Origin of the sequence: Lentilactobacillus parabuchneri DSM 5707 = NBRC 107865, assembly GCF_001435315.1 — a bacterium.
In the GTDB taxonomy this organism is placed as follows: Bacteria; Bacillota; Bacilli; order Lactobacillales; family Lactobacillaceae; genus Lentilactobacillus; species Lentilactobacillus parabuchneri.
Genome location: NZ_AZGK01000005.1, coordinates 1 through 15644 on the forward strand (window position 1 = coordinate 1; position 15644 = coordinate 15644).

The following is a 15644-nucleotide window of genomic DNA, read 5'->3' on the forward strand; positions in this document are numbered from 1 at the left end:
CTACATTTTTAAACTGCCCTTGACAACTATGTATATTTACCTCCTAAAAGTTAATATAATTAGACGTTTTTTCACGATTGTAGGGTGTATACGTTCGAACAGTGTGTTTAATGATTTTTTTTGTGATTCATTAGTCTAAATGAATCAGATTGAAAGAGTCCCTATTGGGGGCTCTTTTTTATTGCTTGGAGGTGAACTAAAAAATGCCAAAACAAATGAAACTAACTACAGACAAGCATGCTCGCAAGGATCAGCGAGTTAGAACTCAAAAACTAATAACGGAAACTTCTGGAATGGATTTGATTCAAAAGAGTTGTCCAAAATATCTGTCAAGTTATGCGCGAGCAATGTGGACGAAACTTGTACCAATTTTGCAAGCATCAGGATATGTTAAACAGGCCGACAAGGGAACAATTGAAGCGTTTTGTATTAACTATCAATTATTGCGGAAAGGCTATGACTCAATTAAAACAGATGGTGTTGTCACCAAGGTTTCTAAGACTGTGGTCAATCAACGAACTGGAGAAACATATGAAGACAACGCAGGCTGGAAACGTAATCCGGCATCACAAATTATTGATTCTGCTACGGCAAAATTAAACAGCTTAGCACACGAATTAGGCTTAACACCATCTGCACGAGCCTCATTACTGCAACTCTCAGATGACAACGATGAGGAACCCAATATTAAAGAGATGTTAAATGGGGGAAGTGAGTTTTAGTGGTACAGGGATTTGATTTTACTCAAAGAAATACTAACTTGGATAAAATATTTCAGCAGCTTGATGGGAAAGGCTACTTTGATGAAATCAAAAGCAAATACCGTGATCCGGCCACTGTTTATTGTTACCGGGTATTAACTGGTCAACAGTTAGCCTGCAAAACAATTAAACTAGCAGCGTTTAGACATTTGAATGATTTAAAACGATCTACGGAGGATAAGTTTCCATATTACTACGATTTGGATAAATGCCGAAACATCTGTAACTTCGCACGCATGTGCCCTGATGTTTCTCAAAACAAGCCAATACCACTGATGATTTGGCAACAAGCAATCTTGTGCCTTTCTCAGGGATGGCGAACAAAGGAAGACAAGCAAAAGCGATTTGAGCGATGTATGGTTTCAGTGGCTCGGACTAATGGCAAGTCATATTTATTGAATATCTTGATACTTTACGCTTACTTGGTCGAGGCTAGTGACCAGTTTAACGCTGATTTGTGTTACTTGGCACCAGTTGATAAGCAGTCTAAGAAGTCTTGGCGTTACATTAAACAGACTTTTAACAGCTTACAAGAAATGCCTGGATTTCGTAAATTAATCAAGGATCAGAATATTGCGATTAATGATGATGTTTTGAAATCTACGAAGACTCAAAACCAGATATTACGAATGACAGCTGGTAGTGCACAATTAGATGCCTTTCATTTCCTCTTTGCCACTGTGGATGAATACGGGGATGAAAACTTTAATTCAGATGTGATTTCTAAAGTCACCTCTGGACAAGTTCAAACCAGTAACCGGCAAACATTTTTTATCAGTACGGCATACAGTAACCCTAAAGTCCCGATGTATAGTGATGTTAGACGACTCACTAAGGTGATGGAAAAAGATTCTAACCGAACGGAAGATTCAACGTTGGCATTAATTTGGCAGCAGGATGACCAAGATGAAGTTGAGAACCCCGAAACATGGGTGAAAAGTAATCCATTACTAGATTTACCGGCTAAGCATGATACCCTACTGAAAGGGTTAATTAGTGAACGTGATTCTAAGCTGGAAGACGGCACATTAAATGATTTCATTAACCGTAACCTCAATATGTGGTTGCAGACTGCTAAAGATAAATATTTGAAATTAGAGGATATACAAAAGTCAGTTGTTTCTGATTTCGAAATTGATAATCAAGATTGCTATGTGGGTTTTGATTTATCACATGCTTCAGATGATACGGCTTATAGTTTTGTTTTCCCACATTTGAATGGCGAACAAAAGAAATATTTCATCTTGCAGCATTCATTTGTTCCGTTAGCCCGAGCAGATAATTCCATTATTGTGAAAGAAAAACAAGATGGAATTAATTACTCAAACGCAGAAAAGTTAGGCTTTTGTGATATTTCGCAAAATTCTTATGGCTTAATTGATGAAGATTTTGTTGGCCGTTGGTTCCTGGATTTTGTTAACGATCATCATTTGAAAGTTAAGGCCTTCATTTATGATCCTTATCAGGCTAGTGCAATTACTGATTGGTTGGATAATAATATGCCAGAAGTGCCTTTTATTACTTTAAAGCAAGGGACGGTTAGTTTGAGCTCGCCCACAGTATTTTTGAGAAATCAGTTTATTGCGGGAAATATTGAGATGCTGGCTGATCCGATTTTGCAGACCTGCTTGGCTAACGCTGTAACAGTGGCTAATCCATATGGTATTAAAATTGATCGAACGGCGTTGACTTCGAAAATTGATTGTGCCGATGCCACTATCGATGCCATGTCTCAAGCCCTTTTTTATTTTGAAAATCCTAATCATGGCCTTAAAGAAGATAAAAAGAATCCATTTAATGGAATGAGTAATGAGGAGGTCAACGAATTCTTTACCAGTGATCGTTTTAGTTTTTAATATTTTCAACACTTGTTGGGTGATATATGTAGTGAATAAATTATTAGGGAGGCAGATTAGTTGAATCTGAAACAACTATGGACAGGTTTAATCACTAACCTGTCTTTTATATTATTTTTATTTGGGTTAATTGCATTTGTGGTTGCCGCAAGCCTTATTAATTTTATTGTAGGTTGGGTAGTGGCCGGGATTGCTTTAATCGTTTTAGCCTATGTCATTTCGTGAAAGGAGGCGTTGAATGCTGAACCCCTTTAAAAATTTTATGTCAAAACAAACACAAACAATTAGTACCACCGGGTATTCACCATTTATGTTAAATGGTACATTGTTATCCACTAACACTGTGGATGCAGACGGAGCACTGCAAAACAGTGATATTTATGCGGTGATTAATCGAATTGCAGGTGATGTGGCCAGCTGTGAATTTAAAACAGACCAATATAGCAACATGCTAAATCAGCCCAGCACATTATTGAGTGCTTATAATTTTTGGCAAGCAGTTAGTGCTCAAATGATGTTAACTGGCAACGCCTTTGTTCTAATTCAGCGAAATGGCAATGGAAGTCCAGCAGGGTTGACCTTAATCCCGTTTTACCAGGTCAGCATTACTTTAGATAATCAACAAAATGTTCTTTATTACACAGTTAATTACGGTGATGACCGAGGGCAGGTGACATATTTAGCTGCCGACGTTTTACATTTCCGATTGTTTGTTTCCGGACAAGTTGCCACTGAACTAGTGGGTAGCAGCCCGCTAAATAGTTTAGCTAAAGAAATTAACATCCAGAATTATAGTAATCAATTGTCACTGAGCAGTTTAAAGAATGCAATTGCGCCTAGTTATACGATTACGGTTCCGGCGGCCAAATTGGAACCGGAAGCTAAAGAAAATATTAGAAAATCGTTTGAAAAACAAAATTCTGGTGCTAATGCTGGTCGACCAATTGTTTTGGATCAATCTGCTCAGCTTGATTCCTTACAGATTAATCCGGATATAGCTAAATTATTAAATAATGCCACGTTTAGTCAGACCCAGATTGCCAAGGCTTTTTGTGTTCCAGATAGTTATTTAAATGGTCAAGGTGACGAACAATCATCAATTGAGATGATTCGTTCTTTGTATCAAAATAGTTTGAGCTTATACATTCGGCCAATTGAATCAGAATTGTCTTTAAAGTTGGGAATCGACATTAAAATGGATATTAATTCGGCTATTGATGTTGATCATCAGCAATTAATTAGTAATATTACTAAATTAAGTACTGGTCAGTCACCAGCATTAACGCCGCAACAAGCGCAAACAATTCTGAAACAAGCGGGAGTTTTTCCTGATTTGAAAGTTTCAGCAGTGGAAGGAGGTGATGATAATGACAACAGTACCAATTAAAGGTGTTGTATCTAGTGATGATGATGCTGAAGTATATGAATTCTTTGGCTATTCAACAGTTACTCCTTCCGCAGTTAAAGATGCGTTAAGCACTGCAAATGGTCAAAATATTGTTGCCGAAATTAATTCACCTGGTGGCGATGTGTTTGCGGGTTCTGAAATATATACCGCACTTAAGAATTATACCGGTAATGTGGAAGTTGACATTGTTGGATTAGCAGCGAGTGCGGCCAGTGTCATTGCAATGGCTGGTGATACGATTAAAATTTCGCCAACGGCTCAATTAATGATTCATCGAGCTTCCACCGTATCTCAAGGCAATGCAGACAATTTATCCAGCGATTTACAAGGCTTGAACTCGACTGATCAATCAATTGCAAATGTTTATGTGCAACGAACGGGTTTGGATCCGCAAACAGTCATGCAAATGATGGCCAAGGAAACTTATATCAATGCAAAAGATGCCGTTGAACAAGGATTTGCAGACGAAATGATGTTTGACGATCAACCAGCCAAAGTTACTAATATGCTCTCGCCGGTTATGTTGAGTAATCAGGCAATTAGTAAAATTAAATCATTGTTAACCAAAGTAAAAGAAAAGCCTAAAGAAACTAATAGCCAAACTAGTGACCAATTGCGATCACATAAGTTGGCTATTTTATTTAAGAAAGAAGGAAATTAAATTATGGATTTAAATAAGCTGCACGATGCTTGGCTTGAAGCTGGTCAAAAAGTAACGGACCTTCAAGAAAAGCGTAATCAAATGGCAGTTGAGTTGAATGATTCTCCTGAAAAATATTCAGATGAGGATCTAACTAAAATTGCTGATTCAATTGATAAAGCAAAGAAGACCCGAGATTTTGCTAAAGGTGCATATGATGATGCCCTGGCAACTGCTAAATTAGTAAAGCCTGATAAACCAGCTGCAGGTGGTCAAAAAGATGTTACGCCAAAAGACAAGCCTAAGTTTATTAATATTGTCAAGGGAGCCTTAAAGGGTGATCCAAAGTTTTTGAATTTGATGTCTAGTGGACTTGATGCCAACGGAAATGGTGTTGGTTTGACTATTCCGGCAGATATTCAAACAGCCATCAACACTTTAAAGCAAACCTTTACATCATTGGAGCCACTAGTAACTGTGGAAGGAGTTAGCGCACCATCTGGTTCACGAGTTATTGAACCACGTCAGTCAGTAACTCCATTTGCTAATTTGGACGATGAAACAGCTCAAATTGGGAATAATGATGATCCGTCAGCCTTTAAGCCATTAACTTATAAAATTCATCGATATGCCGGAATTTCTAGTATTACAAATACTTTGATGAATGATAGTGATGCCAACCTCTTAGCATATTTGGAAAACTGGATTGCTAAGAAAGATGTTATTACTCGAAACAGTGAAATTTTAAAAGCGTTGGCTAAGTTACCAAGCGCACAAAAAACCACAGTTGATAGTTTTGACGCCATTAAGGATATTTACAACAAGGAATTGGATCCACTGATTTGGAATGAATCTGCATTTGTTACTAACCAATCAGGCTTTGCTGTTCTGGATAAAGTCAAGGATAATAACGGACAATACGTCATTCAACCTAACCCGCTTAATCCATCACAAAAAATGTTGGCTGGTAAGACAATTACAGTTATTGCCGATGCCTTTCTGCCCAATGATGGAAACAGTTTCCCACTTTACATTGGTGCTTTGACGGAAGCTGTTCGTCTATTCGACCTTCAGCAGATGTCTTTGTTGGCCACCAACATTGGCGCCGGTTCTTTCGAAAATGACTTGACTAAGATTCGTGCCATTGATCGCTTTGACGTTGAGTTGTGGGATACTGAATCGGTCATTTATGCACCATTTACCGGATTAGCAGATTTAACTCCTGCTGCAAAGACTAGTGGGACTACTAGTTCAACTGGCAAGTAATTTAAATAAGTCGCCAATGAAATAAACAATACAGTGATGGGCGGCTGTTAGGAGGGGTGTCATGTGACGGTTAATCCGACAGAATTAATGGATGAGTTGCATATTGACCAAAGTCCGACTGAATTAACGACTGTTACCAATTTGATTAATGAGGCAACTGAGATTGTCAATCATTCAGTCAGTTCAACTGAAACCCAATATCAAGCCTCATCAATTTACGACTTAGCAATAAAAACACTGGCAACTCAATTATATTATGATCGGGAATTATCTAGGGGGATGTCGGCTGGTTTGTTGATGATGCTAGATCAACTCCAAGGAATGGTTTCAGGAAGTGATCCGGATGGCACTTAATAAATTTAGTCCGGAGCAGTTTAATCGGCAAGCCCAGTTTGGAACGGCTTTACCAACAATTAATCCTAATACTGGTGCATCAGGAACGCAATTTAAACCACAGTTCGTGTTATGGTGCATGCCTTATACGCGAACTAACGCACAGAACGTTTCGCTTTTGGGAACGGATTTTGAAGATACTATTCAAATTGTTATTCGACACAATCCTTTAATTGACAAAGGTCTGCTAGTTCAATATCAAGACCAACTGTATCAAATCGTTAATTTGAGTTTAGATGATAGCAATAAAATTGTGACTTATGACATTTTGACTCTACAGATTAATGAGAGGGTTGGTAAAAAACATGGTTAGTATGGCCGAACAATTAGACGATTATTTAGCGAAAATAAAGCGATTGGTACCCAACCGGGCGGAAAGAACTATAATCACTAAAGCCGGTGCCGATGTTTTACAAAAGAAATTAGCTGATGAAACTAAACGGCTACATTATAGTAATCGAATTGCTACCGGAAATGATCCTCACTTGGCTGATAGTGTATTAGTTAGTTCGAAAAATATTGATGGTGATGTGGATGGGACAGCGACAGTTGGCTGGGTCAAGAAAAAAGCAGTGATTGCTCGCTGGCTAAATGATGGCACTGTTTACATTGTCGGTGACCACTTTGTGGAAAAGACCCGTGAGGAAGCTCGTTCTGATATATTAAAAGCTGAATATATTAAATGGAAGGAGTTGGGTCACTAATGGAATTACCAGTTATGACTGTTTATCAGTTAATTCAATCTTTGCACTATGGTTGGATTGACCAGCTTTATTCCATGAACATTCCTCCCGGAGCTGATACTTCTGGAAAACAGACCATTGTCTTGATTACTTCCATTACTGAACCGTTGGGCGGATATCGGAACGATCAATTTAGTAATATGCAAGCTAATATTCAAGTTCAAATATTTTGGAAAAAAGATACACAAGAAAATATTTTTAATGAAGAAGTTGCCCTAATGAATAATTTGGAAAATCAGGATTGGCTGGTTAGCTCACATGAGCCTAACACTGTGGATCCAGATACCGATCAAATTACGGCAACTTTTTCAGTTTCTAAGACAATTACAATGAAGAAAGAAGGATTTTAAATGTCAACACATGGTATTAAAGATGTCACCTTTGGTTTGGTTGATGCTAATGGTAAATTACTGACTAGCGATGCAGGAGTAGGAACTAATGGTATCTATTTAGTTGATGGCGATGCTAAAGGCGCTACGACGGCCACAGTTTCTGGCTTGGAAGCCGAGGGTACTGTCGCCTATGCTAATGATGAAGCAAAACGAGTTTCAAATGGTCAGGCACAACCAGAGGTAGCACTGGAATTCTTGGATATTGATTTTGACGAGTTGCAAAAACTCAAAGGATATATTCAGGATGCGGCTAATGGTGGTTGGACACGTCAATTGCCAAAGCCCCATGTAGCAATGTTGTTACATTTTCGTTCATACACGAACATTGATATGTACGAAGGCTTTGCTAATGGTCAACTAATTGAAACTGGTAGTTCTCATGCAACGGATAATAATGCTGAAACTGATGCCAATACGGCGTTAACTTACCAAGCATTAACACCGGCTGACAATACCATCTTCAACGGAGAACCGTACAAGATTTGGATGTCTCAAGATGTTGGCTTTGATAAAGCCAAAATGCTGGCTGAAGTCTTTGGTGGTTATTCAGCTACTACCGGTGGTAGCACGACTGGTTCAACCACTGGATCGACTACGGGTAGCACGACTGGTTCAACCACTGGATCGACTACGGGTAGCACGACTGGTTCAACCACTGGATCGACTACGGGTAGCACCACTGGTTCAACGACTGGCGGTACAACACCAGGAAAATAGATCAAGGCGGGGGATATTCCCCGCATACATAATCAAATAAAATAAAGGAGCTTTGATCATGAAAATTAATATTGCCAAATTAGGTTTACGTAAAAAGTCAGCTGAAGTTAAAACCACTGTGGGTGTTGTTGAGAAAGCCCAAAATTTACAAATTCAATTGTTGAAATCAGATGCAGTTGATTTTACTAATGATGACCCACTAGCAGTTTTGGAAACGCAAAAGAAAATGGTTCAAGGATTATTGCAATTTATGATTGATATTTTTAAGCTATCCGACAAAGAAGTTGAAAAGATTAAATCCACTTTGGATTTTACGGATTTTCAAAATTTCATGGCCTATGTATTATTCCGGTTTCAAGGTATGAGCGATGAAGATTGGGAGACTGTTACTAAACAACAAACTGAGGAATCAGCAGACCCAAAAGAAAGCAATTAAGATTAGCCAAATTAATTAATGACCTAAGCATATCCCAACAAGATATGCTTTTTTTTAAACAACAAATGATGAAGCAAGGAATCTTACCAGATGAGTTAAACCGACAAGATTACTTTGAATTTATGGCAGTCTTAAATGCTAAAGATAAGAAGAAACAAGTAACAGATCCGGTTGTCGAGTTATTAAATAAACGAAAGGGGACTGACTAATGGCTACTATTAATGATGTAATGAGTACTTCAATTCGCTTGGATGCAGTACAACCCGCACGGTCATTAAAAACTTTAACTAATTACATTAAAGCTAATACCAATGCATGGCGTTCTCAGGAGGTGGCCTTAAAATCTTCTGGAGATAAACTAGATGCTTTAAAAACTAGGTATCAAGGAATATCAGAAGAAATCAAAGGTTATAACTTAAAAATTGATGAGCTGAAACGTCGACAGTCAGGCCTTGATCAAACAACCAACCAAGGATCAGAAAAATATGCTAAATATGCTAATCAGATTGCTAAAGCACAAGAGAAGATTGCTGGATTAAATGATCAACAGTCTAAGGCGGAAAAGCAATTTGAATACCTTAATTCAGGACTATCTGGATTACAGCGCAACTATCATAACCTTAATCAGGTAACTAATTCTTATGTGGATGCGCTAAAGGCTCAAGGAAAGATTAACCAGGCTGGTCAAGCAAAGCTTAAGAGCCTTAAAGAAGGCCTGAATAGTTTATCTGACCAGTACAGATTGCAAAATAATGAACTTAATAAAAATTCGCAGACTTATAGGCAAGCCCAGTTGGCCTATGAAAAACAACAAAATGTTGTTAACCGCCTCGCCAATGATACCCACAAGAATGCGGATGAATATGTTCAAGAAAAGGAAAAACTTAATCAATTAAAAGGTAGCTTGGACATTGCTAACGAAGCTTTTAACACCCAACAAGTACGAGTCAACAAAACAGCCACTTCACTGGCCAATGTGCGTTCTGATGTGGTCAAGTACGATTTACAAGTCGGTCACATGAGTGATGCCATGGCTCGGATGGGTGACAAAGCCAACGTTGCTAAGAATAAGATTAAGAATTCATTTGGATCAATTAAAGGTAGTTTACTAGGTGCTAGCGTAGCGATGGGGACATTGGGAGCAGCTGCATTTTCTGGTGCTAAAAAAGCGACTGAACTTCAAAATGTTTATAAAGTAAACCGGAACTTGTTAGTTACGGGTGGTGATAAGACTAAAACTGCCATTAAGACCGTCACCGAAATGCAAAAAGATGGGACTAAGTACGCTCTCAAATATGGGGTTAGTCAAAAAGAAATTGCTGATCAATACCAGGATTTAATCAAGCGTGGTCATACAGGTGCTGAATCATTAGCGGTTATGAAAACTGAACTACAAGCCAGTGTGGCTTCTGGTGATGACTTTAAAGATGTGGTTAAAGTATCAAGCCAGGCGATCGAAGCATTTGGCATGAAAACCAATAATACGGCAAAAATGATGCACAACACTAAACGTGTAGTTAATGCATTAGCTTATTCTGCTGACATGACTGCTACTGACTTCCACAGCTTAGGCAAAGGCATGGAATATGTAGGTGATTCAGCTAATAATGCGGGCTTTAGTATTGAGCAAACTTCAGCTGCTTTAGGTGAATTGAGTAACCACGGTCTGGAAGCTGATAAAGCCGGAACAGGTCTGCGAAAAATTATTACTAGTTTAGCAGCACCAACTAATTCAGCTATGGGTGCTTTGAATGACATTGGAATTAAGTCAACTAAAATATTCCAAACTGCCAATGGCAATTTCAAAACATTGCCTGCAATTTTTAAAATTATTGAAGAACATACAAAAAAACTTGGCGGAGCTGATACAGCACGCATATTTAAAAATGTTTTTGGTCAAACCGGAATGCAAGCAGCTCAAATCTTAGCTAGATATAATGGTCAGTTGGCTGATTTAACTAACAATGTTTCTAAAGCAAGCAAGGCTGGGACTTACGTTCAAAGATTAGCTAACAAGAATGCACAAACTGCCCAAATGTCTCAGAAACGATTTAAGCAAGCTTGGGATCAATTATCAATTATGTTTGGGTCTAAGTTGTTGCCGTATATGACAAAAGCAGCTAATCAAATGACCAAACTCTTTGGTGAAAAAGGATTTCAGAAAGATATTGGTAAAACGGCTACTTTAACTGCACATGTGGCAGAAGGAATCGCCAATATTGGCATTTTTGCTGTTAAACATTATGAAGGTGTCAAGCGCTTTGGTGAAGCATTAACTGCAATTTGGGCAGTGGGTAAAGTTTATAAGTATTTCAAAATATTTAGTGACATTACCTCTGTTTTTGGTGGTCAAAGATTAAAGGTGAACCGATTAACATCAGCATATGATGATCAGACCCTAGCTATTGAACGTAACACTAAGGCTAAAGAAGCTAATGTGGATGCCGGGAATGAAACTAGCACAGTTGATGATATTGCTGATAACGCTGGTGGTGAAGGTAAGGTTGCCGAAGATGCTGAAAAAGACGGTAAAACAGCGGTTCACGACATAGATGATACAAGTAAAGTCACCGAAGATACCGGAAAGATAGGCCGATTCGCTAAATTAGCTGAAAAGTTTAAAGGTGTTAGCAAATTAGGAAAGGTTGTTGCAGGCTCTGTCGGTGTCTTAGACGTTTTAAATTCAGCAACTGATTTAATTGGCATGAAAAAGAAGAGTGCCGGTTCACACATTGGCGCTGCTACCGGTTCATTAGGTGGTACTGCAGCAGGTGCAGCAATCGGGACAGCTATTTTTCCTGGAATTGGCACAGCTGTCGGCGCTGGCTTAGGTGGCTTGGTTGGTGAAGGTGTTGGTCGTAAGTTTGGTAAAGCTATTCAAAAAGGACTTTCAGCACAAAAAATCCATACACCTAAATTATCTACTAAGTCTTCTTTCAAGAAACTTTCTGATGAAGCGACAAGCTATTATAAAAACCGTGAAGCTCAGGACAAGAAGAACTTACAATTACTTTATAAAAATGGGGATATTACTAAAAAAGAGTATGAAAAACGTCTGCAAGTCATTACGGGTGAAGGTTCTAAAGCCAATCGATTAACTCTGATGAGTCAGAAAGATCAGCAAGCAATTGCCAAATATTATGCACAATCACGGCAACGACTAACGGAATCATGGAATAAAAAGATTCTAAAAGCTGAGAATAAATATGGTAAGGGATCCGTTCAAGTTGAAAAGTTGCAGAAGGAAAAGAAAGAAGCACTTGAGAAACAACATCTTAAATTTGCTACGAAAGTAACTGCTAAGGAAGCCGAACTGCATACTACCTTAGCTGGCCAGATTAAATTGTCTACTAATAAGATTGCTAAAGATTATAAAACGCTCACTGAAAAGAGTAAAAAGTATTCCAAAGAAAAAATGATTAAATTGGTGGCTAATGCCGATGAAGAGCAAAAATCTGTCAGTAAAAAAGCCAACGATGAATATCATAGTGTCTATAACGCTGCTTGGAAGAAATATAAAAATACAGTTAAAGCAGCAGATGAAGAGTACAAGGGAAATAGTTCGGCTGCCAAGGCACAACGCCAAAAAATTATTGAGGAGGCTCGTAAACAAAGAATTGGTGTGATTAATCATGCCAATAAACAAAAAAACGATTCAATCACTAAAGCAAAACAGCAGTCTGATAAGGTTTACGATTATGCGCATAATCAAAATCAGAAGGTAACAGCTCAGGCTGTTTCTCAATATGAGAGTATTAAGAAAAATAATTCCAAAACCAAAGACAATTACAGTCTCTCCTGGCATGGCATCTGGAAGTCAGTTGGTAATTGGATTGGCAAACTGGTAAATGGGATGAATAAGAATGCCATTTCAGCCCAGAACAAAGTCTTTAAACAATACGGTGGTTCACAAACTTTGGATCAGATTCCAACGGTAGCCTGGGCAACAGGTACCGGATTATTGAAAAATGGTTTATTAACCCAACCGGTTTTGGCTAAGCTTAATGATGGTCACGATTCACCAGAAACACATAATAAAGAAATCATTGTCCACGCAGATGGGCAATTAGAACCAGTTGAAGGTAAAGATACTCACCGGTTCCTAGAAGCTGGTTCCGGCGTTTTAAATGCTACAGAGTCTAAGATGTTAATGGCTTTAAATGGCATGCAGCACTTTGCGTCAGGTACTGGTTTATTTGGTGGTATCGGGAAACTCTTTAAAGGCATTTGGGGTTCTTTAAAACAGAAGTTGTCGGCACTATCACACATTGCTAATCATTCTGATGCAACTTTCAAACAAGTTTTTCAACCTAATTTTGGCGATATAAAGGGAACAGTTGGGAAGAACTTTGCCAATATGTTTGGCAAACGCGACAAGCAACAGGGTTCGGTTTGGTGGGATACTGCCTGGAATATGCTACATGGCATGGTTTCCGAAGGCGGTGGTCAGACTGATTCAGCATTTTTGAATGAAGCTAAGAAATTGGCAAATCGTGCCCATCACCGATATTCTGAAGGCTCTAATGTCCGCTTAGGTCCGAATTATTATGATTGTTCTGGCTTAGTTTATGAGACTTTGAAACACATGGGAATTACAGTTCCAGGTGGATCTACCACGGTTCCGGAATACAAATACTCAAAACCCGTATCGTGGAAGAATGCTAAAACTGGTGATTTGGCTTTCTTCGGTGCTGGAGGAAGCCAACACGTTGGTATTGTGGTTGATAATAGTGGCTCTGGGCATATGTTCAGTGCCGAAAATCCAAAGGACGGGATTAAATATTCTACCATCAAGGGATTCGGTGATTTTGTTGGGATCCGAAGAGTACCTGGATTGATTGACAAAGTTAAAAAGTCAACTAAATCTCATAAACAAAGTTCCGGATTACAATCACTAGTAAAGTCGCAATTAAAGCATTCCGGGGTTTGGAGTTGGGTATCAAAAAACTTAAAACCATTATGGCAAAAATTGTTCGGTAGTTTAAGCAGTTTTGGATTAAGTGGTGATGTGGCAGCTAGAGCCAAAACTTTAGCTAAAGCATTGAAAAAGCTGGATCCACGCGCAACCAAGGCAGGAATTGCTGCAATCCTTGGCAATTGGGAATTTGAGTCGGGATTAAATCCTAATGCAAGAAATTCATCTGGTGGAGCCTCCGGTCTTGGACAGTGGTTGGGTGGTAGATTGAATCATTTGAAATCATATGCTCATCGTCATGGTGAAAACTGGCGCAATGCAGCTACCCAATTAAAGTTTGCGTTAAGCGATGACAGTTCTGATTCTTCTGTATTTAAACGAATCCTGGAAGGCCACGGTTCGATCGCTTCGTTAGCCAGTCAGTTTTCTGAAGATTGGGAACGTGGCGGTTATACGGGGCAGCATGTTAATGGTGCGAAGAAAGTTGCTAATTATTTAGGATATGCGAATGGTGGCTTAGTTGATCAAGAACAGTTAATTAAAGTGGCCGAACGTAATAAACCAGAAACCATCATTCCGTGGGATATTAACAAACGGGGACGGGCCTATGAACTTTTGGCTGATACCATGGCTCATTTTAAGCAAACAGATCAACAGCCCAACCAATCAAGCAATTCGGATGGTCAGGCTGTCAAAAGACTTGAAGCAAAGTTTGATACAATGATTAAACTTATGAGTCAATTGGTCGATGGCCAAAACAATCCGATTCCGGCAGTAGTGACTGACAAGCAAGTTGTTCAGGCAGTCAATAAGCATAACAAACGAACAACGGCTAAGAATAATTGGGGAAGAGGTGTAACCTTTGGCTAATAACGATAATTATGATGTAAACACATTTGATTTTGCGTTTGATGAAGATGGAAATGGTGGTTTTAATTCGGAAGACGATTTAGGCATATTTCTAAATCATGTATCGAAACCGTTAGCCCCCAATATTACTGAGTCATTTCAAGACGTCCCTAAACGTTATGGTGGTGTGTACTTGGGAACAGATTACGGTGAAAAGGAATTTGACATTCCAATTACTTGTTTCTGTACCACCCGCGATGAATATAACGAACGAATTAAAACATTAACTAATGTTTTAGTTAATACCAGCAGTGATGCTGATACTGAATATCCGCTGAGGTTTAATGATGATCCAGATGTAACTTATTATGGACACTTTACGAGTATTCCAACACCGACATTTATTAATGAAGGTGTTCAGGACTTTCAAACCACGTTAGTCTTCATGCTGGCGGATCCTCGCGGTTTCCTGCCGCAAAAAGAAATAAAAATTACGGACAATGATCAGCAAATTATTCCTGAAGGAAATACTGAAGTTGATCCAATTATTCATATTATTCCGAAAACCGATCTTTATTATGTGGGTTATGAAACAAATGATGACTATGTAGCGGTTGGATATAACGTTGATGACGGTGATACGACTACGGATAGTGATGGTAACATTACAGTCATGGGACAATCCCAAACTCAACAGGTTGACGACCCCTGCAACTCATTAGCAACGTGGATTCAATGTAGTGAAAATACACAAGCTTTTCCAATTTATAAGGGTGAGTTAGATGGAAAATCGGCAGCCACTGGTACTTCAATTATGGTGGCTAAAGATAAAGATGATCATTACGAATGGGGATCTCGTGGGAAACACAAGAATTTTTACGGACCAGCGGTTATGCATAATGGTCTACCGAAAATTACTCCCTATTGGAAAGTTTCGGTACGCTTACATCATGTTAAACGAATGAAAAATGAGCGGGCGATGGGAAAAATCGAAGCTTATTTGTTGGACAATAACGGTAATGTTTGTGGAAGAATGGGCATTGAAGATTATTCGATGGGCCGTTATCCACGGGCGTTTATTCAATTAGGCAATAATTTTGATAGTAGTAACTCTGATAGTTATTTGACATTGCTGTTTGATGAAGGTAATGGTCAGGAGAAGCATAACGGCAAACCAAAGCATGTTAAAGTTGCCTACACCAAAACGGTCACCGTTAAGAAGAAGACAGCCAAAAAGAAGAAGACAGCCAAAAAGAAGAAGTGATATA

15 protein-coding genes are annotated in these 15644 nt (G+C 38.8%); all 15 read left to right on the forward strand.

Annotated elements, in window-relative coordinates:
• Positions 1-203: 203 nt before the first annotated feature.
• The 15 genes from FC51_RS06150 (at position 204) to FC51_RS06210 (ending at position 15640) form a co-directional block, all read left to right on the forward strand.
• Positions 204-722, forward strand: coding sequence for a phage terminase small subunit P27 family (locus FC51_RS06150; RefSeq protein ID WP_003636406.1), 519 nt, complete (start codon positions 204-206; stop codon positions 720-722).
• A 188-nt stretch (positions 723-910) separates the two neighbouring features.
• Positions 911-2617: a terminase TerL endonuclease subunit gene (locus tag FC51_RS06155; RefSeq protein WP_225355071.1), complete on the forward strand. Its 1707-nt coding sequence runs from the start codon at positions 911-913 to the stop codon at positions 2615-2617.
• A 60-nt stretch (positions 2618-2677) separates the two neighbouring features.
• Positions 2678-2842, forward strand: coding sequence for a hypothetical protein (locus tag FC51_RS12435; RefSeq protein ID WP_008214368.1), 165 nt, complete (start codon positions 2678-2680; stop codon positions 2840-2842).
• Positions 2843-2855: 13 nt separating this feature from the next.
• Positions 2856-4004 carry a phage portal protein gene (locus FC51_RS06160; protein ID WP_057911228.1) on the forward strand — a complete coding sequence of 383 codons (1149 nt, stop codon included), beginning with the start codon at positions 2856-2858 and terminating at the stop codon, positions 4002-4004.
• Positions 3985-4686: a head maturation protease, ClpP-related gene (locus tag FC51_RS06165; RefSeq protein ID WP_057911229.1), complete on the forward strand. Its 702-nt coding sequence runs from the start codon at positions 3985-3987 to the stop codon at positions 4684-4686. Before FC51_RS06160 ends, FC51_RS06165 begins: the two co-directional genes overlap by 20 nt.
• A 3-nt stretch (positions 4687-4689) precedes the next feature.
• Positions 4690-5931 carry a phage major capsid protein gene (locus tag FC51_RS06170; RefSeq protein ID WP_057911230.1) on the forward strand — a complete coding sequence of 414 codons (1242 nt, stop codon included), beginning with the start codon at positions 4690-4692 and terminating at the stop codon, positions 5929-5931.
• A gap of 63 nt (positions 5932-5994) precedes the next feature.
• Positions 5995-6285, forward strand: a complete 291-nt coding sequence (locus FC51_RS06175; protein ID WP_225352716.1) for a head-tail connector protein — start codon at positions 5995-5997, stop codon at positions 6283-6285.
• Positions 6275-6637 carry a phage head closure protein gene (locus FC51_RS06180; protein ID WP_057911231.1) on the forward strand — a complete coding sequence of 121 codons (363 nt, stop codon included), beginning with the start codon at positions 6275-6277 and terminating at the stop codon, positions 6635-6637. The genes FC51_RS06175 and FC51_RS06180 overlap by 11 nt, the downstream gene beginning before the upstream one ends.
• 1 nt (position 6638) lies before the next feature.
• On the forward strand, positions 6639-7028 hold the full coding sequence (locus FC51_RS06185) for an HK97-gp10 family putative phage morphogenesis protein (RefSeq protein WP_225355070.1): 390 nt from the start codon (positions 6639-6641) through the stop codon (positions 7026-7028).
• Complete coding sequence (locus tag FC51_RS06190) at positions 7028-7417, forward strand: DUF806 family protein (RefSeq protein WP_057911232.1); 390 nt, start codon at positions 7028-7030, stop codon at positions 7415-7417. The genes FC51_RS06185 and FC51_RS06190 overlap by 1 nt, the downstream gene beginning before the upstream one ends.
• Positions 7418-8176, forward strand: coding sequence for a phage tail protein (locus FC51_RS06195; RefSeq protein ID WP_155519316.1), 759 nt, complete (start codon positions 7418-7420; stop codon positions 8174-8176).
• A gap of 58 nt (positions 8177-8234) precedes the next feature.
• Positions 8235-8612, forward strand: coding sequence for a phage tail assembly chaperone (locus FC51_RS06200; RefSeq protein ID WP_057911233.1), 378 nt, complete (start codon positions 8235-8237; stop codon positions 8610-8612).
• A 44-nt stretch (positions 8613-8656) separates the two neighbouring features.
• Positions 8657-8821 (forward strand): hypothetical protein, encoded by a 165-nt coding sequence (locus tag FC51_RS12440; RefSeq protein WP_003636432.1) that lies wholly within the window; start codon positions 8657-8659, stop codon positions 8819-8821.
• Positions 8821-14397 carry a phage tail tape measure protein gene (locus tag FC51_RS06205; protein ID WP_057911234.1) on the forward strand — a complete coding sequence of 1859 codons (5577 nt, stop codon included), beginning with the start codon at positions 8821-8823 and terminating at the stop codon, positions 14395-14397. Before FC51_RS12440 ends, FC51_RS06205 begins: the two co-directional genes overlap by 1 nt.
• Positions 14390-15640 (forward strand): distal tail protein Dit, encoded by a 1251-nt coding sequence (locus tag FC51_RS06210; RefSeq protein ID WP_057911235.1) that lies wholly within the window; start codon positions 14390-14392, stop codon positions 15638-15640. The genes FC51_RS06205 and FC51_RS06210 overlap by 8 nt, the downstream gene beginning before the upstream one ends.
• Positions 15641-15644 lie beyond the last annotated feature (4 nt).